The 19,618-nt window shown below is 44.3% G+C and carries 15 protein-coding genes; 8 read left to right on the plus strand and 7 right to left on the minus strand.

Annotated elements, in window-relative coordinates:
* Window positions 1–63: 63 nt before the first annotated feature.
* The 3 genes from ACE3K2_RS11455 to ACE3K2_RS11465 form a co-directional block, all read right to left on the minus strand.
* A complete protein-coding gene (locus ACE3K2_RS11455) occupies window positions 64–345 on the minus strand; it encodes a GNAT family N-acetyltransferase (protein WP_421889890.1) in 282 nt (93 codons plus the stop codon).
* Window positions 338–589 (minus strand): (4Fe-4S)-binding protein, encoded by a 252-nt coding sequence (locus tag ACE3K2_RS11460; RefSeq protein WP_421889892.1) that lies wholly within the window; start codon window positions 587–589, stop codon window positions 338–340. Before ACE3K2_RS11460 ends, ACE3K2_RS11455 begins: the two co-directional genes overlap by 8 nt.
* 189 nt (window positions 590–778) lie before the next feature.
* Window positions 779–2,533, minus strand: coding sequence for a methyl-accepting chemotaxis protein (locus ACE3K2_RS11465; RefSeq protein ID WP_421889894.1), 1,755 nt, complete (start codon window positions 2,531–2,533; stop codon window positions 779–781).
* A gap of 277 nt (window positions 2,534–2,810) precedes the next feature.
* On the opposite strand from ACE3K2_RS11465, the gene ACE3K2_RS11470 reads away from it, so the two are divergent.
* Window positions 2,811–4,550 (plus strand): ABC-F family ATP-binding cassette domain-containing protein, encoded by a 1,740-nt coding sequence (locus ACE3K2_RS11470; protein ID WP_421889896.1) that lies wholly within the window; start codon window positions 2,811–2,813, stop codon window positions 4,548–4,550.
* Between the two features lie 70 nt (window positions 4,551–4,620).
* Here ACE3K2_RS11470 and ACE3K2_RS11475 read toward each other — a convergent pair whose 3' ends face one another.
* Both ACE3K2_RS11475 and ACE3K2_RS11480 read right to left on the minus strand, forming a co-directional pair.
* On the minus strand, window positions 4,621–5,004 hold the full coding sequence (locus ACE3K2_RS11475) for a hypothetical protein (protein ID WP_047843165.1): 384 nt from the start codon (window positions 5,002–5,004) through the stop codon (window positions 4,621–4,623).
* A gap of 229 nt (window positions 5,005–5,233) precedes the next feature.
* Window positions 5,234–5,365 carry a transposase gene (locus ACE3K2_RS11480; protein WP_421891179.1) on the minus strand — a complete coding sequence of 44 codons (132 nt, stop codon included), beginning with the start codon at window positions 5,363–5,365 and terminating at the stop codon, window positions 5,234–5,236.
* Between the two features lie 156 nt (window positions 5,366–5,521).
* Here ACE3K2_RS11480 and ACE3K2_RS11485 point away from each other — a divergent pair, with 156 nt between their 5' ends.
* A complete protein-coding gene (locus ACE3K2_RS11485; RefSeq protein WP_421889898.1) occupies window positions 5,522–5,698 on the plus strand; it encodes a hypothetical protein in 177 nt (58 codons plus the stop codon).
* 38 nt (window positions 5,699–5,736) lie between these two features.
* On the opposite strand, the gene ACE3K2_RS11490 is transcribed toward ACE3K2_RS11485, so the two are convergent.
* Entirely contained in the window at window positions 5,737–6,969 is a 1,233-nt protein-coding gene (locus tag ACE3K2_RS11490; protein ID WP_421889900.1) for a helix-turn-helix domain-containing protein, read from the minus strand.
* Window positions 6,970–7,167: 198 nt separating this feature from the next.
* Between ACE3K2_RS11490 and ACE3K2_RS11495 the strand changes: the two genes are divergently transcribed.
* The 6 genes from ACE3K2_RS11495 to ACE3K2_RS11520 all read left to right on the plus strand — a co-directional run bounded on the left by ACE3K2_RS11495 (window position 7,168) and on the right by ACE3K2_RS11520 (window position 17,563).
* Window positions 7,168–9,627 carry a glycoside hydrolase family 3 C-terminal domain-containing protein gene (locus ACE3K2_RS11495; RefSeq protein WP_421889902.1) on the plus strand — a complete coding sequence of 820 codons (2,460 nt, stop codon included), beginning with the start codon at window positions 7,168–7,170 and terminating at the stop codon, window positions 9,625–9,627.
* 38 nt (window positions 9,628–9,665) lie between these two features.
* A complete protein-coding gene (locus ACE3K2_RS11500; protein WP_421889904.1) occupies window positions 9,666–11,204 on the plus strand; it encodes an NAD-dependent epimerase/dehydratase family protein in 1,539 nt (512 codons plus the stop codon).
* 24 nt (window positions 11,205–11,228) lie between these two features.
* A complete protein-coding gene (locus tag ACE3K2_RS11505) occupies window positions 11,229–13,778 on the plus strand; it encodes a family 78 glycoside hydrolase catalytic domain (protein ID WP_421889906.1) in 2,550 nt (849 codons plus the stop codon).
* A gap of 165 nt (window positions 13,779–13,943) precedes the next feature.
* Window positions 13,944–14,870 (plus strand): ABC transporter permease, encoded by a 927-nt coding sequence (locus tag ACE3K2_RS11510; protein WP_421889908.1) that lies wholly within the window; start codon window positions 13,944–13,946, stop codon window positions 14,868–14,870.
* Between the two features lie 11 nt (window positions 14,871–14,881).
* The gene (locus ACE3K2_RS11515) at window positions 14,882–15,757 is read left to right on the plus strand and encodes a carbohydrate ABC transporter permease (RefSeq protein WP_421889910.1); all 876 of its coding nucleotides are present in this window, start codon (window positions 14,882–14,884) and stop codon (window positions 15,755–15,757) included.
* Between the two features lie 102 nt (window positions 15,758–15,859).
* Window positions 15,860–17,563, plus strand: a complete 1,704-nt coding sequence (locus tag ACE3K2_RS11520; RefSeq protein ID WP_421889912.1) for a sugar ABC transporter — start codon at window positions 15,860–15,862, stop codon at window positions 17,561–17,563.
* Between the two features lie 103 nt (window positions 17,564–17,666).
* On the opposite strand, the gene ACE3K2_RS11525 is transcribed toward ACE3K2_RS11520, so the two are convergent.
* Window positions 17,667–19,268, minus strand: a complete 1,602-nt coding sequence (locus tag ACE3K2_RS11525) for a response regulator transcription factor (RefSeq protein ID WP_421889914.1) — start codon at window positions 19,266–19,268, stop codon at window positions 17,667–17,669.
* Window positions 19,269–19,618 lie beyond the last annotated feature (350 nt).

Below are 19,618 nucleotides of genomic sequence, written 5' to 3' on the forward strand. Positions count from 1 at the left end.
TAAATGATATAGACGCCTTTAATTGTTATGTAACCATATAAAAATCAGCTGAGAATATTCGTTTTATTGATGGAGAACATCCGCGTATTCGGAGATACGTTCAAAACGTCCTTTGGCAAAAGGGCATAAAGGTAAAATCTTAATATCATTTTCCCGCGCGTATTCAACCATAGCTTTGATAAGTTCATCGCCAAGCCCTTGTCCTCGGTATGCATTTTCAACCAATGTGTGATCAATAATGTATAACTCTGGACTTGAGATTACATAAGTCATCACCGCAGCAACGTTGCCGTTATCTTGAATAAGGAATCTTTTATTGGCAGCTTCATGTTCTACATTATGCATGTTCATCCTCCTTCTGTGTTGAGTATTCATCGTTCAGAAGTTTATACGTCAATGCTCCGCTTGGACATGTGTCAATATGCCGAGCAATGGCCTCCGAAGTGTCACCATCGGGATCAACCCAAGGACGCTTGTTTAAATCAAAAACAGCAGGGAGGCCCTTTACGCAAATACCGGAATGAATGCAAACATCCGAATTAAACATGACCTCGATATCTTTACCATAGTATAACTTTTGTTTACTCATAATTCCTCACTCTTTCACAGTTGAGTTTGTTTACAGATCCATATTCCAGGCTTTCATGGCAAGCAGTGCCCGGCTCTCAATGTCCGAATTATAAATGAGGAATCGTTCATAAGTCAACGCGCTCTCCAAAGTTATGTTTCCGGCCAATCTAAGTTGTCTTCTAACGACACTTTTAATGAGATTGTGAACTTATTTAGTGACTGCGATCTGAAATTGATCGGAATATGATTTGAGGTTGCCAGCAAGGCCGGCAAGCTGCCCGGAGATGTTCGACAGTTCACTCGCCGATCGCTGCTGTTCCTCGGCACTGGCCGTGACTTCTTCAGCCATGGCTGAAGTTTCCTCGGTTGCAGAAGCGATATAGCTCAGGTGCTGTTCCACTTCGTGTCGAATGGAGTGCATATCCATCGTCCGGTTTGCCAAACGCTGAGCAAGCTCGTGCACTTCAGTCGATAATTGACTAACCTGTCTGAACGCCTGAAGGCAATCAGCGATCTGTTCTTCCTGTTCCTTGACCGCCACCATGTTCTCTTCAAAATGACTGCCCATCCGGTGGATTTCTTGAACAAATGAACTCAGGATCACATCAATCTCCCGGATCGAATGTTCGGACTGCTGAGCGAGATGTCCCATTTCACCAGCAACAACCGCAAAACCTTTACCTGCCTCACCAGCACGGGCTGCTTCGATTGAAGCATTCAGCGATAAAATCTGGGTTTGTTTCAGGATATTGTGGATTTGTCCACTAATAGAGGAAGCGAGCTCCGATTGCATTGTTAGAGACCTGGAAATTTCCTGCTGATGCTCAACCCGCTTGGCATTCTCCCGGCCTTTTTCAAGCAGAACCTCATGTTCACGTGTAACTTGTACTTGTACGGCAGACAGTTGTTCTGAAGTATGGGTAAACTGTTGCACATAAGAACCGACTTCATCCATAATTTTGCCAAGATTCTCGGAATGCTGGACGGAATGTTCGGTTTCTTCTGCCTGTTTCATGGAGCCTATGGCGATTTCCTCAATTGCTCTGGAGAGCTCTTCGGTCTGACGCTGGTTCGTCTGAGCCGTTTCCGCAATATTGGTCGAGGACTGCTGCAGCGTATTCGAACCTTGTTGTATTCCCATCAGTATGTTTGTCAATTGCGCAACCATGACGTTAATCAAATCACTGATGTCACCAAGTTGATCGTTTGTCATGTGTGTGGATACAACTTTGAGATTCCCATCTGCGACCTGTTCGAGGCTTGACTTAATATCCCGTACTTGTCTGAGGATGCCTCTTACCACGAATAACATCATGACCAGCGATAGAATCAGTACAACCACGAAAATCGGAATAATGGTCCGGTAGGCATTATTCACGGATGTCGCAGAGACCTGATTCACTGCTCCAGCAGAAATATCAATGCCCAGATAACCAATAATCGTACCTTGCGAATCCTTGATTGGTGTAAAGGAGGACAACAGCTGTCCCCAGGTTGGATCATCTACAATACCTGTTGTGATGACTTCTCCGCGTAATAAACGTTCCTGAATCTGGGGATTGAATTCCATGGCAGTCCCGTACGAGCTATATTCAGTATCATCCCAATCCGCTCCATCCACAGTGTAACTCCACCCGTCTGAAGTTTTTTCATACATATAAACATATAAGGCACCCGATTGAAGCCTAACTTTAACGAGTTCGTCTCTAAGACGTTTATATTCGCTGCTCTCCTCTGAAGCAGTAGAAGCTAATGTCTTGATTAATTCCGATTCCTGACCTAGTTGAGAGGCGGTATTCACGGCCAGCTGCTGATTATTATGCTGCATGGTCATTAGTGACGCATTTTTACTGGAATCGATCGTGGTCCACATGATTAGACCGCCCATGGTCAGTAGCGGAACCAGAATGATCAAATACAGCTTGAACCTTAAATCCATCTTTTTTTTGCGAGTCTGTCTCACGTTCTGTTCCCCCTTGGATGTAATCAAAAAATATGGTCATTTGTATAACCCCATACTATTTATCGTAACATTGAAGCAGGAAATGAAGACTAAGCCTAAATTTGTATATACATATAGGTTGAAAGGGACTTACTGAAAGAAAGTATTCGAATTTCGAAGTGAGGGTAAGGGCTAAAAATCGATTGTACTTGGGGGTAAACAGTGTTACTCTAAAAGTCTGTGTTCGACAATATATTTAATACTAGCCACCAATTTAGTTATAAAGAAAGGTAACACTATGATAAAAGTTGAAAACTTATCCTTCTCATTTCCACAAAAGGAACTATATAAAAACATTTCATTTACGTTTGAAGAGGCACAACATTGTGCTTTTATCGGAACAAGCGGCAGTGGAAAAAGTACATTGATCGATATCCTGATGGATCCGGAACGATATTTGTTCGAGGGCAAGTTAGAGATAGACCCCGATTGCAGAATCGGGTATGTGAGTCAGTTTTTGCAAGTAGACAAAACAAAAGAAATGACCGTTTTTGAATATATCGCAGAAGAATTCATCAAGATACAAGATGAAATTACAGCGATTTATGCGGAGATGGCCACCACATCGGATATGGATTCCCTGATGGAAAAGCTTCAATTGGCTTTGGATGCCTTCGAAGCGATGGATGGGGATAATTACGAAAAAAACATCAATAAGCAGTTAAACCTTGCCAACCTCATGAAGCTCAAAGATCTTAGTATATCCTCCATAAGCGGCGGGGAATTCAAACTTATTCAAGTGATGAAGGAAATGCTGAATCGTCCAGATTTAATGATTATGGACGAACCTGATGTATTTTTAGACTTTGAAAACCTGAACGCGCTTAAAAAATTGATTAACACACACAAGGGAATGCTGCTCGTTGTTACGCACAATCGTTACCTGTTGAATCATTGTTTCAACAAGATTATACACCTCGAAAACACAGAGCTCCAAGAGTTTGACGGGCGATATATCGATTACAACTTCTCGCTGCTTCAGACGAAGATTGAGCTGCAAGAAATCGCGGTTGCTGAAGCTGAAGAAATTGAGAGATACGATCACATCATCGACAATCTTAGAGAGATCGCCACGTATAATTCGGAAGCCTCCAGAGGCAGAGCGTTAAAAGCCAGAGTCAAGTTTCAAGAGAGATTGGAAGCACGTCGAATAAAAGAGCCATTTGTCGATATCAAACAGCCGAATATCCGTTTTGGGATCGATGAGGAAATGGAAGACAGTGTTGTGGTTAATGTCAATAACTATAGCGTTTCCTTTGACGAGTTGCTTTTGGAAAATGTGAACTTTGAGATCAAATCGACAGATAAAGTAGCCCTGATCGGTCCTAACGGTACCGGGAAAACGACGTTACTCCGAGAAATCTTCCAAAACAAACAGGATCCCATTGAAATCAATGCTGATGTTAATGTGGCTTATTTATCTCAGGTTCAAGGCGAAATGCTAAAAGATTCGAATACCATACTAAATGAATTCATTGATTCAGGGTTTCAAACGTATGACGAGATTAGAGCGTATCTTCCAAACTATGGCTTTGAAGGAGAAATCCTTGATCAAAAGATTGAATCGTTATCTGGCGGAGAAAAAAACATGCTTCAATTGGCTAAAGTGTCTGCCAGTCAAGCCAACGTATTGCTTCTGGATGAACCGACAAGCCATTTAGACATCTATAGCCAAATCGCATTGGAGAAAGCTATTGAGGACTACAAAGGTGCGATTCTCATGATTTCTCATGATTTCTATTCGGTTGTCAATGGTATGGATTATGTTTTAATTATCGGGGACAAAACGATTAGTAAAATGAGTATAGAAGAATTTAGAGAGATGATTTATACGAGTCATTTTGATGAAAACTATCTAGAAAATGAACAAAAGAAAAAGTCTGTTGAAATGAAAATTGAATTGGCTTTAAAAGATACTAATTTTGAACTTGCAAAGAGTTTGGTTGATGAGCTAGAAAAGCTGATTAAGTTGCTTTAGACAAGGTGAATATTCCATAAATCCAAATCCCCCTGTATGTGGATTAATCCGCATACAGGGGGATTTACTTCTAGAAACAGCTAAACGAGCTGATTCGCTGCAGATCAATGCCGGTGTATAGCCAGAAGAAGCCATTCCAACGGAAGCCAGCCACCGAATTTCTACCTACAAATACCGGGTACATCCAGAAGCCAGGACCACGATCCGGCCAAATATATGTGTAGCGAAACAGACAGCCGGATATGGCTCTTGGATCTACCGCATATAACGAAGCGGGTTGCTGTGGAATGAATGATGGTGGCGGACCTGTAGGTGCCTGCACGCCTTGTGGTCCGCCGCCTCCACCCCCGGGGAATGATGGCGGACCAGGAAATCCGCCGGGTCCACCGGGGCCTCCGGGACCCCCAGGTCCGCCGAACCCTCCACCAGGTCCAAAAGGAGGTAAAAATGTCATATCACATCACTCCTGTTCATTAGTCTAATGTATTGTATGTAGGCAACTGAGCAGGGGAATGGGTGGGAGCCTATAGAAGGCCGCTAATTTTGTCATAACCTTGTCAGGCGTCGAGGGCAAGAACTTGTAACGATTGGAAAAATAATGGGTATGAATCTAAATAATTTTCGGAAAAACCTTCATCTCGTGGAAGACTGGGAGGTTAGTTGAACAGTTTAATAAAAAGTGATCAGCTGCTGTTGTGGTCAGGTAGATCACGCCATGGGGCGCCTGAATGTGCAACCCAAAGCATTGCATTTAACATAATCCGGTTGTCCAATACGGGGCGTCCTCCTTGTGTTTTTCGTTCAGGTGGAAACAGGTCTTGAACTCGCTACCATTGTGTCTCTTTTATTTCGTATCGAGTATTCATCTAATATATTTAACCTATGTATTACCATTTAAACGGTTTGAAGATCTTTTGAATGGTGCTGTGCACTCCTCCCTGGATATAGCTCAAATAGAGGAGATCAATGTAATGCAACGCAGTATTTCTGCTAAATTCAACAAGATTATTGTGCAGGGAGAACGTGATGGAACCGTTAGGCAGGATATTCAACCGAGTGAACTTCTCACAACAGTGGTTAACTCATTTGGGATATTCTCCAGTAAATTGTCCCTTCATCAGAACATCCGCAGATGTGGAGCCTCGTAAACAATTAATGTTGATGAAAGAAATGATTCTACATTACATCAAGCCTCCACTATGCCACAACGATGAATAGAATTCGCTAACAACTCACCGCGCTGGCTTTGCTTTCTGTACTGGGCAGGTGTAATATGCATAATCTTCTTAAATACCGTCTGAAAGTGACTTTGGCTGGAAAAACAGAGATAGTTGCTAATCTCGCTAATGGGCTTGTTGGTATAGGCAAGCAGATTCTGAGCTTCTTTCAGTTTGCATTCAATAATGAACTGATGCAGGCTTTTGCCGACCTGCTTTTTGAAAGCGCTGGACAGATAGGTGCGACTATAACCAAAATGTTTAGCAACAAGATCCACGGTCAAATGTTGATGTACATGATGAAAAATATATTGAATCAAATGTTGCATACCTCCAAAATCATCAATATTGTACCTTGCAACCTGAACTCTTCTTGCAAAGTTGAATAACGCTTCCTTCATAAAATTTTGAATGGATTCAGGTGTAGATAACAGCTCGATCTGCTGCAGATACAAGTCTGACAACTGAAAAGCGACCTCTGTGTCCAATTGACCACGAATCGCTGCTCGTGTAGCAAGTGTAATGGCAACAATAGAAGTGTTTTTTGTCTGCCGTATCGTATCTCCAGCCATCATGCCTTCATGAACCATGAAAGGTTGCTCCATAAAATGCTGGAGACCTTTCTCATTCCCGTTTTCAATGTAAGAACACATTTGATTCTCGATATCGTAGGAATTGTTAAAATAAAAATTCTCCTTGTTCTCATAATTTTGTTCTGTTTGTTTCACATTAATTTCCTTCATTAAATTCAGTTGAAGCAGATCCAGATATTTCATTTCCTGTCCGTTTACAAAATAATGAATGGTGACCAGATGATTTAGAATCTGCTGTAACGGCATTGGCGGTATTCGTTTCAGAAAGACTTCAAAGTTTGCTTCCTCCTGACCGGAAACCACAAAAGCTCTTTTGGCAATACGCAGCGTATCCTTCAGATAGGGAATCTGACTGACAGGCCCAACTATAATGACGCTTCTGGGATTGGACTGAACCTTCACCGCGCCATAATAAGCAAAAAACGAGGTCGATAGGTATGTGACATCTTCTTCGGCAAGCATAAGCTGAGAGACATATTCCAGCGGTGGGAGTGTTATCTCGTTCTGGTGTGGATAACTATATATACACTGCTCGTTGGTATACATGTAGGTGGGGATTAATGTGGATTGATACAGAAATTTGAGATTTTTTTGGATGTTCGTCATCATGATGCCTCCATTAATAGCAAAAGCCGCTGTTGAGCTTAAACGTTGTCATGTTAGATTTAACTTATCAAACCTGATACCAATGAGTCAATTTATTTAAAGTACAAATTCATAATAAACCATACATATTTGAAATATATTACTCCAATCATTCGATAAAATTAGGATTAACTATTCTGATGAATGAAGGGAGAAGAGATTATGGAGTCCTTGAACCATCTTGTCCAAAGTATGACGATAGAAGAAAAGGCAGCCCTCATGGCAGGTGTCGATTTTTGGAAAACGAACTCCATTCCGAGATTGTCGATTCCATCCATATATATGACTGACGGTCCTTGTGGTCTGCGCAAGCAGGGAGAACAAGCGGACCATCTCGGGTTGAACAAAAGTGAAGAGACGACCTCTTTTCCTACAGGGGTTACACTGGCCACAAGCTGGAATCCGGACAATGTACGTAAAATGGGGGCTGCTATTGCGAAGGAATGCCATCATTTTGGTGTAAATATTCTGCTGGGGCCTGCTGTCAATATTAAGCGAAATCCGAGATGTGGACGAAATTTTGAGTACTTCTCAGAAGATCCATATGTGTCAGGTATTATGGGCTGTGCTTTTGTAGAAGGTGTTCAGAAAGAAGGCATCGGTGTATCTCTAAAGCATTTTGCTGTTAACAATAATGAGAATTTTCGCTTTATGGGTAACTCGATTCTGGATGAGCGCGCAATGCGTGAAATCTATCTCCGAGCCTTTGAGCGAATTGTGAAAGACACGCGACCAACAACTGTGATGAGTGCTTATAACAAGGTGAATGGTGTATTTTGTTCTGAAAATCATACGTTACTGACCAAGATTTTGAGAGATGAGTGGGGATTCGACGGCGCAGTCATTAGTGATTGGGGGGCAGTATCGGACCGGGTCGAAGGTATTAAGGCAGGTATGGATTTGGAGATGCCGGGGGATTGTGAATATTTCAGAAAAACGATTATTGATGCAGCCTATAGCGGGGAGTTACCAATGTCTGCGCTGGATCAGGCGGTGAACAACATATTGAATTTAATTCAGCGAACACACAATATTCAGCAGGGGATGGCTTTTGATATAGACAAGCACCACACGTTGTCAGGTGACATCGCGGCGGATAGTGCCGTACTGTTGAAAAATGATGGCAGCCTGCCGTTGGAGGCCACTCAAAAATACCTGATCATTGGAGAGTTGTTTGAAAAGATGCGTTTTCAGGGGGCAGGCAGCTCGCTGATTAATCCAGCTCGCTTAACCACGCCCAAAGCAGCCTTTGATCGGCGAGGCATCACGTACGATTATGTGAGAGGGTACCGCGAATCCGAGATTGCCGTGGAATCCGAATATGCTTCAGCTGCCATCGCCAAGGCACAGTCCGCAGACACCATTCTATTTTTCGGTGGACAGACCGATTACACGGAAAGCGAAGGGTATGACCGAGAATCGATGGCACTTCCGGACAATCAGCTCTCTCTTCTGAACCAGCTATGCAAGCTGAACAAAAAAATCATCCTTGTATTATTTGGAGGTTCCCCCGTTGAATTGCCTTTTGAGACAGGCATCCATGCGATCCTGAATATGTATCTTCCGGGTCAAGCAGGTGGTGAAGCGGCAGCTCAGTTGCTGTTTGGAGAGAAAAACCCTTCAGGCAAGCTGGCGGAGACGTGGATGCAAACATATGCTGATGTTCCTTTTGGAGAGCAATTTGTAAGTCAGCCGTCAGAGTTGTATAAGGAGTCGATCTACGTAGGCTACCGCTATTACGATTATTTGCAGGGAAACGGTGTACGCTATCCGTTTGGTCATGGACTCAGTTATACCCAATTTACGTATGGAGCGCTTGAGGTACAGAGTGATGCAACAACTGTGACGGTCGCGTGCGAAATCACCAATACCGGTGGTCAGGAGGGCGGAGAGGTCGTTCAGGTATATGTATCCAATCCTCAAACGGATGTGTTCAAACCGCTCAAGGAACTTCGTGCATTTGGCAAAGTCTATTTGAAGCCAGGGGAGACCAAGCGAGTGGAGATGAGCTTTGCCAGAAGTGATCTTGCTTATTATCATGTGGACCGCAAAGCGTGGGTTATTGAAAATGGGGAGTACACGGTTATGGTTGCCGCATCTGTCACAGACATTCGTTTGACGGCCAGTTTGTCGATAATTGATCAGCCTGACATTGCAAGCCCTTATTCGCGTGAAAAGCTAAAACATTATTTTTCTCCAGAACAGCTGACCGAAGTGAGTATGACGGAATTTGAAGCTCTGCTGGGACAAAAAGTGTTCCTGTCATCTTCCAAAGGATCACCTAAATATACACTTGATTCCAGACTGGATGAACTGCAAAGCTCGCTGATTGGCAAAGTGTTCTATACCTTCGTCGTGGGCATCGGCAAAAAACAGTTCAAACGCTCACAGAAAATGCCTGAGGGACCTGAGCGGGATATGGAGCGAAAAAATGGCATGTTTATGATGAAAATGATGCCCAATAACAGTATACGTTCTATGTCCGTGTCCAGCACCGGTCGCTTTAACTATCATATTGCATCAGGGCTAATTGACATGTTGAACGGGCGCATGATTAAGGGATTAAAACGAATGAGGACAAAGGATAAGTTGCCGCCACTGCCCAAGCATCAAAAAAATTAAATCTAGCATGAAGTACAACACACCTAGGAGGAAATCCAATGAGCCAAAAACTCGTCAGTAAAAAGCGTGTATTTATTACTGGGGCATCCGGTGGAATGGGACAGGAAAGCTTGAAAAGAATGATTAAGGACAGCCATTTGTATGACATTGTTACTCTGTGTCTGGATACTGAAAAGGATCGCAAGGCACTGGAGCCTTACCGCGATCTGAATGAAGTTACAATCAAGTATGGAGATATACTGGACTATAACAAGGTGCTTGAGTGTGTCAAGGACGCAGACCTGATCCTCCACATTGCTGCGTTCGTTTCCCCTGCCGCTGATTATTTCCCCAAAAAAGCGATGGAAATTAATTATGGGGCTGTCAAAAATCTGGTTAACGCGATTTTCGAGCATGGTCAGGAGGACCACACGAAGTTAGTGTTTATTGGAACGATTGCCGAGACCGGAGATCGGATGCCGCCTATCCATTGGGGCCGTGTAGGTGATCCAATTAAACCGAGCATGTACGACTATTATGCGGTATCCAAAATAGCAGCAGAACGACTGGTTATTGAATCCGGGCTTAAATACTGGGTTAGCTTACGTCAAACGGGCATTATGGGTCCTGCGATGAGTAAAATTATGGATGCCATCATGTTCCATAACTGTTTGGATAATGTGCTGGAGTATGTATCTGACCGCGATTCCGGCAGAATGATGGAAAATTTGTGTAATTATGAGTTTACAGGCAAGCTACCGGAAGATTTCTGGTGTCACGTCTATAACATCGGTGGTGGTGAGTCTTGTCGTGTCAGTACCTATGAGATGTACCAGGTATTGTATGGTGCAATTGGCTTTAAGAACCTTGATCATGTCATTAACCCAAAATGGTATGCCACTCGTAACTTCCATGGACAATATTATTTGGATTCGGACAAACTTAACAACTATTTGAATTTCCGTCAGGACGGAATGGACTACTTTTACCGCTGTTATCTCGAAAACCTGGGCTCGCAGGCTACCGCGGCGAAAATATTGTGCAAACTTCCATTCGGGGAACGGCTGATGGGCAGTGCCATGAAAAAAATATTCGAAAAACCGGCTCGGACCGAGCATGGCACACTGCGGTTTATTGAGGAAAACGTTGAGGATCACATTGACGCCTATTGGGGAAGCAAAGAAGAATGGGCTAAAATCCCTGACAAATTAAGTGATTTCAAACATTTCACGGATTGGGATACTGTCATCCATATTGATCACGGGTACGATGACAGCAAGCCCGAGGAGGCTCTTGAGCTTCATGATTTGAAATCGGCTGCCGAGTTCCGTGGAGGTCAGCTCCGATCCGGCGAAATGGAGAAGGGCAACTGGAGACAAAAACTGAGCTTCAAATGCGCCTTCGGTCATACCTTCGAGGCAAGCCCGAAGCTTGTTCTTGAGGCAGGTCACTGGTGTCCGGAATGTGAGCGTGAGAGCTGGAACTATTCAGAGCGAGCCAAGGCTGATCCATTTTTCGCACAAGTATGGACACCGCTGCATTCACCAAGTGAGACGAGAGTTTACAAAAAAGTGGTGTCTGAACTGGATGTAAAATAAATAAACAAGATAGGAGAAACAGCTATGTTAACGATATCTTCCATCAAGATTGAAGGGCTGGAGCATGGCTGTGTGACAGATCATGCCCCTGTCATTTCGTTTACACTGTCGTCGGATCGTTCAGGAGAGAAACTGCGTGAAGCCATCATTGAGGTGGGAAACTGGCGGACGACAACAACTGATCATATAAACAACCTATATACGGGGCCCATGAAGCCTCATACAAGCTATGAAGTGCGAATCCGGGCGATTGGCAGTAGTGGAGAGCAGGCGGAAGGTATGACTACCTTCCGGACAGGCCGGCTGGATACCCCATGGAAGGCACAATGGATTACAGACATGTCCTACGATTTCCCCAAAAAAGTGTCACCGGTGCCGATGACTTTTCGTCGCAGCTTTGATCTGAGTAAGACGGTGCAAAAGGCATGGATAAATGTTACAGCACTGGGCGTATATGAACTTGACTTAAACGGGGAAAAAGTAGGCCAGGATTACTTTGCTCCAGGCTTTACATCGTATGATCACCAGATTCAGTATCAGACCTACGATATTACTTATCAGCTTCAGAACGCTAACACAATTACCGCTGTCGTTGCAGGCGGGTGGGCAGTAGGCTCCTTCAACTACGGTCGTAAAAACAAGATCAATGCGGATCGGCAAGCGCTGCTGTGCGAGGTGTATGTCCAGTATACGGATGGTACCTCGGATCTCTTGGTAACGGATTCGACCTGGGAAGTTTCCCTTGAAGGGAACTATCGCATGGCCGAGTGGTACGACGGGGAAACCTATGATGCGACAATTCATCTGCAATCCGTCCAATGGAAACCTGTTGATGTTACACAGCCTCGCAAAAATCCGGCTTTGCTGGCTCAGTATGGCCTACCGGTACGTGTACAGGAGGTATTGCGACCGATAGCCAGCAAAGTATCTCCGAGTGGAGAGGTCATTTATGATTTTGGTCAAAACTTTGCAGGGGTCATCCACGCCAAAATTCGCGGAGAAAAGTATCAACAGATCGTTTTCCGCCATGCCGAGGTGCTGGTAGATGATGAACTATTCGTAAAATCCTTGCGTACAGCGAAGGCGACAGCAACGTATATTTGCCAGGGGGGGGAACAGACATACTCTCCGCGATTAACCTACATGGGCTTTCGATATGTTGGATTATCCGGCATTGATCCAGAGCATATCGAGCTGTCGGCTTATGTGCTACATTCGGATTTCAAGGAAATTGGCCATTTTTCCTGCTCGAATGAGCTGGTTACCCAGTTGCAGAGCAACATCCGCTGGGGCGGGCGCTCCAACTTTGTTGATATACCAACCGACTGTCCTCAGCGGGATGAGCGGCAGGGATGGACGGGAGATATTGCGGTATTTGCCTCAACGGCATGTTTCAACTTCGATATGAGCCGCTTTTTCGACAAATGGTTAATGGATATGCGAGCAGAGCAATCCAAGGGTGGAGGGTTCCCAATGGTTGTTCCGCGTGGCGGAGACCATTGGCCGGCCATGGCGAACTCCTGCTGGGGGGACAGCAGCATTCTTGTGCCTTGGGCCGAATATTTGGCGCGTGGCAACAAACAGGTGCTGGAGAAGCAGTATTCTTCAATGAAAAAGTTCCTGAAGGCAGCCAAGTGGTGGTCTTCCTTCCTGTCTGTTTCACCTACGGACCGGTACATCTGGCGTTTCCCGTTCCATTTTGGCGACTGGGCAGCTCCCGAGGGAGACGCAAAAGTATGGTTGAAAAAGGGGAAATGGATCGGTACAGCATACTTTGCCAACTCCTGTGGGATTATGGCAGAAATTGCAGCGATTCTGGGACATACCGAGGATATCCGTTATTATAAAGGCTTGCGGGAGAAGATTATTGCGGCATATCGGAACGCGTTTACCGATAAGCAAGGTAACTTGAAGAAGGAATTTCAAACGGCCTATGTATTGCCACTTCATTTTGGCATGACGAAAGGCAAGGAAACAGACCGTATGGTGAACAATCTGGTGCGACTGATTCAGGAGGCCGATAATCATCTGACGACCGGTTTCACAGGAACACCTTATCTTTTGTTTGCTCTGTCCGATTATGGTCAGCTTGAAACGGCCTATGATCTGCTGTTGCAGGAAGAATGCCCTTCCTGGCTCTACGAGGTCAAGGCTGGCGGGACGACGATCTGGGAACGATGGGATTCTCTCAGACCGGATGGAACGGTTAATATTGAGGAACTCAGTGGTAACAAATCTGCGGAAGAGTCGAGCGGTGGCATGGTTTCGTTCAACCACTATGCAAATGGCGCTGTAGGGGATTGGTTTTACAAACGTATGGCAGGCATAGAGCCAACCAGTGGCGGTTATAAGACGTTCCGCATTGCTCCCATGGTTGGTGGCGGCATTACCTGGGCCAAGGCATCTACAGAAACACCGTATGGTCTGGCGAGTGTAAACTGGAAAGCAGACGGGAACGAATTCAGCATTGAGATTGCTGTGCCTGTATCCACTACCTGCTCTCTTTATATGCCGGATGGGGAAACGCATATATTAACGAGTGGACAGCACACTTTTCAGTGCCAGTTATCTTAAAACATAATGAAGTCGCCATCCGGCGACTTTTTCAATTGGTAAGCAAATATTAAAAGTTAAGAAAACGCTATGTCTCCTTTGTATTACACTATATCTTGCAATTATGTATGCGCTTACAATGAGTTTATTAATACAAATTCATGTATGAGGAGGTCTTCGTCTTATATGGAGTTGGCAGCCAAAAAACGCAAAGAGAAAATCGTTCGAAGGGGAGATAGCTGGCAACTTTATCTGATGTTAAGTCCGGCTGTATTGCTGGTTCTTGTGTTTGTCTACACACCACTGGGAGGCTTGGTCATGGCATTTCAGGATTACAAGCCATATCTGGGCATTCTGAAATCCGAGTGGGTAGGCATGGAGCAATTCAAATTTTTGTTTGAGTATCCGGACAGTGTCCAGGTGATCTGGAATACACTGCGAATCGCGGTGCTAAAGTTAATATTCGGTTTTGTTTCCACCATGGGCTTTGCTCTTTTGATTAATGAGGTCCGTCGCAAAGCACTGCGAAGCACCGTGCAAACCTTTGTTTTCCTTCCCCACTTTCTGTCATGGGTTGTGCTCGGCGGCATCTTCATCGAATTGCTTAATCCGGACACCGGACTTGTGAATCAGGCGCTTCAAGCGCTCGGGTTCAATCCAATTTTTTTTCTGGGTGACAATAACTGGTTTCTGTTCACCGTGGTATCCAGTGAGGTATGGAAGGAGTTCGGATATGGTTCTATTGTTTTCCTGGCAGCGATGGCGGGCATCAATCCAGCGCTGTACGAAGCCGCACAGATTGACGGAGCAGGCAAATGGAAACAGGTACTGCATATTACACTTCCTTCATTAATTCCAACTATAGCTGTTGTACTTACCTTATCATTAAGCCAAGTATTGAATGCAGGTTTTGACCAGATTTTCAATCTATATAATCCGCTCGTATATGAAAAAGGTGATATTATAGATACTTTTGTATACCGTGTTGGTCTCATTGACGGTAATTACAGCTTCTCCACAGCTATCGGATTGTTCAAATCAATAGTCAGCCTGATTCTGATTGTGGGCGCATACCGCATTGCCTATAAGGTAGCCGATTATAAAATCTTCTAAGGGGGGTTCTCATGCAAGTCATGTCCGCGCCTCAGCGTTGGTTCCAGGTCTTTAATAACCTTCTAATGGTTGTGCTGGCGCTGATCTGTATTGTGCCTTTGCTGCATGTTGTAGCGATATCGTTAAGCTCGACAGATGCCGTTATGGCAAACAGAGTTACCTTTTTTCCCATTAATCTCACCTTTAACTCCTATTTGAAGGCGCTTGAAAATCCGGTTTTTATGCCAGCAATGTGGCTTTCTGTGCAACGTACCGTGTTAAGTCTGGTGCTTGGTCTAATGATTAACTGTATGGCTGCGTATGTGCTGTCCAAGGGTGGGGGCAGAGATGGCATTGCTGGCTACAAGGCATTTGTGGGACTTTTTGTAGTTGCTATGCTGTTTAACGGTGGGCTGATTCCTACTTATCTGCTGGTGACTAAAATTGGTTTGTACAATTCGGTTTGGGCGCTGGTGCTCCCTGGGCTGGTCAATGTATTTTATCTCATTCTGATTATGAATTTCTTCAAAGCATTGCCTAAGGAGATTGAGGAATCTGCCTTTATTGACGGAGCCAACCACTGGCAAGTGTTCTTCAACATGTTTCTACCCTTGTCCTTGCCTGTGCTGGCGACGGTTGGATTGTTCATGGTAGTGAACGACTGGAACGAATGGTTTGCTGGTTCGATCTACATGCGTGGAGACAACGTACCACTCAGCACGCTGCTGAAGTCACTGATCGCTGTGCCTGTAGTGGATGCCAGCAATGTAAATGATATAGCCACAATCAACAACCGCTCTATTCGTGCAGCTCAGGTTTTAATCGGAGCTATACCGATTCTGCTCATTTATCCTGTGCTTCAAAAGTTTTTTACAGCTGGCATTGTCATCGGTGCAGTCAAAGAATAGTCTGCATGCTGCCAATAGAGCAATCTGGTTGGGTCATTCTGCTTTTTCTTCAAGGGAAGAGTGTGAATATACAATAGAAGTGAAACATTAGGGGGTAGACCAATGAGGAACAAGAGAAAAATGATGTGGGGAAGCCTGTTTCTGGCATTAAGCTTTAGTCTGTTAGTCGCTTGCAGTAGTAAAGAGGAGGTTGACAAATCGGCTGTACCTGCGAAGGAAATTTCAATTGTGGATGGTAAAATTGAGCCTGCCGTTTCCATTACAATGGTGAGAGGGGAAGACCCAACGGTCAAATTCAAAAATGGCGAGAACTATATGGACAATGTGCATACCCGTTGGGCCAAAGATACCCTCGGTGTAGAACTGAAAACACTATGGACAGCTTCATCCGTGGATTATGACACCAAGCTGAAGCTGATGTTGTCCTCTGGAGATCAAATGCCGGATCTGTTCGTCGCAAATTCGTCGCAGTCCAATACAATTAACACCTTTATTGATTCGGGAAAATTGCTGGATGTGTCCGAAGCATTTGATAAATATGCATCAGATACGTGGAAGGCCGCTCTTGCAGAAGAGCCCACAGCCTGGTATCCCTTCATGAAGGATGGCAAAAAGTTTGCTATTCCTGTACTACGTCCAACGGCAGGAACACAGTCTACACTCTGGATTCGCCAAGACTGGCTAGATAAGCTGAATCTGAAGGCACCGACCAATCTGGAGGAACTGGAAAAGGTGATGGATGCTTTTGTCAATCTTGACCCTGACGGCAACGGTAAAAAAGACACTGTAGCACTGGAACTTGCGATGAAGGATCAGATGCTTGGCGCACCAATGGGTGATGCTTCCTGGATATTTGGCTTGTTCGGTGCTATACCAGAACGATGGTATCCTGATGCAGATGGAGGCCTCAAGTACGGCTCGATTCAGCCAGAGGTCAAATCCGGTTTGGGCAAACTAAACGAGTGGATGAACAAGGGTTATATTGCAAGTGATATTGCCCTCCACGATTTTAACAAGGTAGCCGAGAATGTAGCATCAGGCAAAGTGGGTATGCTGGGTGGTGAGAACTGGATGATGACATACCCTGGTTCGATGCTGTTGGCATCCAATCCAAATGCGATCTACAATCCATACCCGATTCCTGAGGGAGTAGATGGAAAAAACATGCGCACCATTGCTGATCCGTACACAAGTGCCATTTTGATCAGCAAGGACATCTCGGATGAAGCGTTGCAGGCATTCTTCCATTATCAAAATGCATTGTACGAGGTATATAACTCGGAAGATCCATTCATGTTCAAAGGTTTCCAGGAAGGGTACGATTATGTAATCGATGACGGCAAGGCCAATATGGATGAGAGCAAAATTCCGGGCGGAAAAGTAGGGACGATGAAATATACAATTACCGGTTCAGATGTAGTCTATCCTTCCAGAAGGCTGGAGGCTAATCTTAAAATGGCGAACAACGAAACACTGTCCAACAGAGATCTAGCTGCACTGGCACCAACAGGAATTCTTGGTCAGGACGAGAATAATCCACTGGAAGCCTTCACATCTAAAGCACTTCTAGTAGGAATGGAACAGAGTAATGCTGATGTGCCTGAATATTTCCAGGGCGCTTCGACCAAAACAATGCTGTCCAGACAAGAATTGCTGACCAAAATGCAGATGGATACGTACATTGAAATCATTTATGGCAAAAAGCCGGCAGCTGAATTTGATTCATTTGTAGCGAAATGGAAATCGTCTGGTGGAGACAGCATTATAAAAGAGGTAAATGAATGGTATGACACGGTGAAGCAATAATAGATTTAGACGAACTGCCAAAATGCACTGGGAGCAATCCCAGTGCATTTTCCTTTTATAATGAGCGATACACTCGGGATGTTTTTTTTGGTCATTCGTTTCGTTAACGAGTGCGGAACTCCTGCGGTGTGCATCCATAATGCTTTTTGAATATTTTTATGAAATGCGGCGGAGCTAAAAAGCCAAGCGCCTTGCTGACATCTGCAATTTTGAGGTCTGTGTTCATTAACAGATAAGATGCTCTGTTCATGCGCAAACTGTACAAATAATCGCCAATCGTTTCTCCGGTGACCGTTTTGTACACCTTGGACAGATAAACGGGGTGCAGGCCGATATAGTCGGCAATGACCTGAAGAGAGATACCTTCTGCCAAATGCTCCTGAATGTATGTTCTCACTTTAGACGTAATTTGTTCGTGCGCATTCATCAGCTGATTGGAGGCCTGCTTGCGCCGTTGATTAATCATTTTCTCTGCCCAGCTATATATGCGTTGGCCGGATAACTGGCTTTTTTTCCGAAGCAAAAATTCGAACTCCTCCCCCAGCATTTCCTCAACCGTCGTGTCCTGAGATTTTAGTGAAATCGAGAATGTGGAGGAAAGGTAGAGTAGTACTGTAAACAATTGATCGTGTGACAGCTCTTTGTCAACTTCGTTTAAGAAAAGGATTCTGGAAATTTTGCTTATGGCCTCATCCCAATTACCTGATTCAAGCAAGTTAGAGAGCAAAGGTGGCTCATACAAATTAATGAGATTTTGCTGTTCATGGGAATCCGCATCCTTTTTGTCCAGCGTAATAAAATAGCTTTTGTTACTGCCTACATTCCGATTGATGGCTGACACAGAGGCTAAATACAAATCGGAGAGGTGGTCAGGGAAGCATTGCTCTTTACTCAGACAAATGGAGATGGCTCCTTTTAAAAATTTTTGAACATTGTTTTGCAGTCTGACCGCGTAGGAGTCGACTGAATCGAGTGCTTGCAGATCACTGTTCTTGATTAAGAATACCAGATATCCCTGCTCTGTAATGCAATGCCACAGCTTGAACGGATTCTGAAACACTTCTTCGGCTATATTGGTCACAGCATATTCGAGCAAGGATAATGACCGAAGATCATAACCGGAGAATTCCTCCTCCATCCGAATGACCATCATAATAAAGGGGTCAGTGGACGCAAAGGGAATCTCCAGCATGCTGAGACGCTCGGCCAGAATCTGATGGCTCATGGCTTTGTTCTGAAGAAGTTCCTTGAGAAGTTGATTGCGCAACAAGGGCATATTGGCATGCAGGGCATGCTGAATTTGCTGAAATGAACTGATGCGCTCCCATTCGTGCTCAATATTGGCGATAGCCTTTGTTACAGCTTGGATAAGTTCATCGGTATTTATTGGTTTCAGGAGATAATTAGCAGCCTGATACTGAATTGCTTTTTGGGCATATTCAAACTCATCGTGACCAGACAAAATAATGCATCTAATTTTACTGGAGAATCGTCGAATCTCCAAAATAAGTTCCAGCCCATCCATCTCAGGCATGCGAATATCGGTAATCATGATATCAACAGCATATTTGGAAGCGATATCGAGAGCCTCCGCAGCCGAGTAAGCTCTATGTACTTCCTGGATGCCATAATCTTCCCAGGGAATTGTCAGCGCGAGACTATCCACAACCGATTTCTCGTCATCCACTATTAATAAACCGTACATGCTAATTCCCCCTCTATAGACAAGCTGTTACAACACTTATTGTATTGTATGATGGCTGAACTATCATTTCAATGCATGCCTCCTTGGTTGACCTCAAATCTTAAGAAAACGATACAGAAGTTCAGATATACTTATGAGAATTAACGCTGCAAGTGGCCAGCGAGACATGAGAGATCTTTCTTTTATTCGGATTGCGTTATACCACATTAAGAAAGCGCTATTTCATGTCATTCAACCAGACAGTACTCTTAATAAGAGAACTAAACTCAAGCCGTATAATATTATGCGGGACCTTACATAGCCATATTGCATGTCAAGGATACCTGCCGATAGATGAAGGAGTGTCTGGA

It is taken from the genome of Paenibacillus sp. (genome assembly GCF_048976745.1).
GTDB lineage: Bacteria > Bacillota > Bacilli > Paenibacillales > Paenibacillaceae > Paenibacillus.

Bases quoted from the DNA above. Each gene is read 5' to 3' on its own strand.
- ACE3K2_RS11455 (WP_421889890.1), bottom strand. From the start codon at position 345: ATGCATAATGTAGAACATGAAGCTGCCAATAAAAGATTCCTTATTCAA.
- ACE3K2_RS11460 (WP_421889892.1), bottom strand. From the start codon at position 589: ATGAGTAAACAAAAGTTATACTATGGTAAAGATATCGAGGTCATGTTT.
- ACE3K2_RS11470 (WP_421889896.1), top strand. From the start codon at position 2,811: ATGATAAAAGTTGAAAACTTATCCTTCTCATTTCCACAAAAGGAACTA.
- ACE3K2_RS11475 (WP_047843165.1), bottom strand. From the start codon at position 5,004: ATGACATTTTTACCTCCTTTTGGACCTGGTGGAGGGTTCGGCGGACCT.
- ACE3K2_RS11485 (WP_421889898.1), top strand. From the start codon at position 5,522: ATGCAACGCAGTATTTCTGCTAAATTCAACAAGATTATTGTGCAGGGA.
- ACE3K2_RS11490 (WP_421889900.1), bottom strand. From the start codon at position 6,969: ATGATGACGAACATCCAAAAAAATCTCAAATTTCTGTATCAATCCACA.
- ACE3K2_RS11495 (WP_421889902.1), top strand. From the start codon at position 7,168: ATGGAGTCCTTGAACCATCTTGTCCAAAGTATGACGATAGAAGAAAAG.
- ACE3K2_RS11500 (WP_421889904.1), top strand. From the start codon at position 9,666: ATGAGCCAAAAACTCGTCAGTAAAAAGCGTGTATTTATTACTGGGGCA.
- ACE3K2_RS11505 (WP_421889906.1), top strand. From the start codon at position 11,229: ATGTTAACGATATCTTCCATCAAGATTGAAGGGCTGGAGCATGGCTGT.
- ACE3K2_RS11510 (WP_421889908.1), top strand. From the start codon at position 13,944: ATGGAGTTGGCAGCCAAAAAACGCAAAGAGAAAATCGTTCGAAGGGGA.
- ACE3K2_RS11515 (WP_421889910.1), top strand. From the start codon at position 14,882: ATGCAAGTCATGTCCGCGCCTCAGCGTTGGTTCCAGGTCTTTAATAAC.
- ACE3K2_RS11520 (WP_421889912.1), top strand. From the start codon at position 15,860: ATGAGGAACAAGAGAAAAATGATGTGGGGAAGCCTGTTTCTGGCATTA.
- ACE3K2_RS11525 (WP_421889914.1), bottom strand. From the start codon at position 19,268: ATGTACGGTTTATTAATAGTGGATGACGAGAAATCGGTTGTGGATAGT.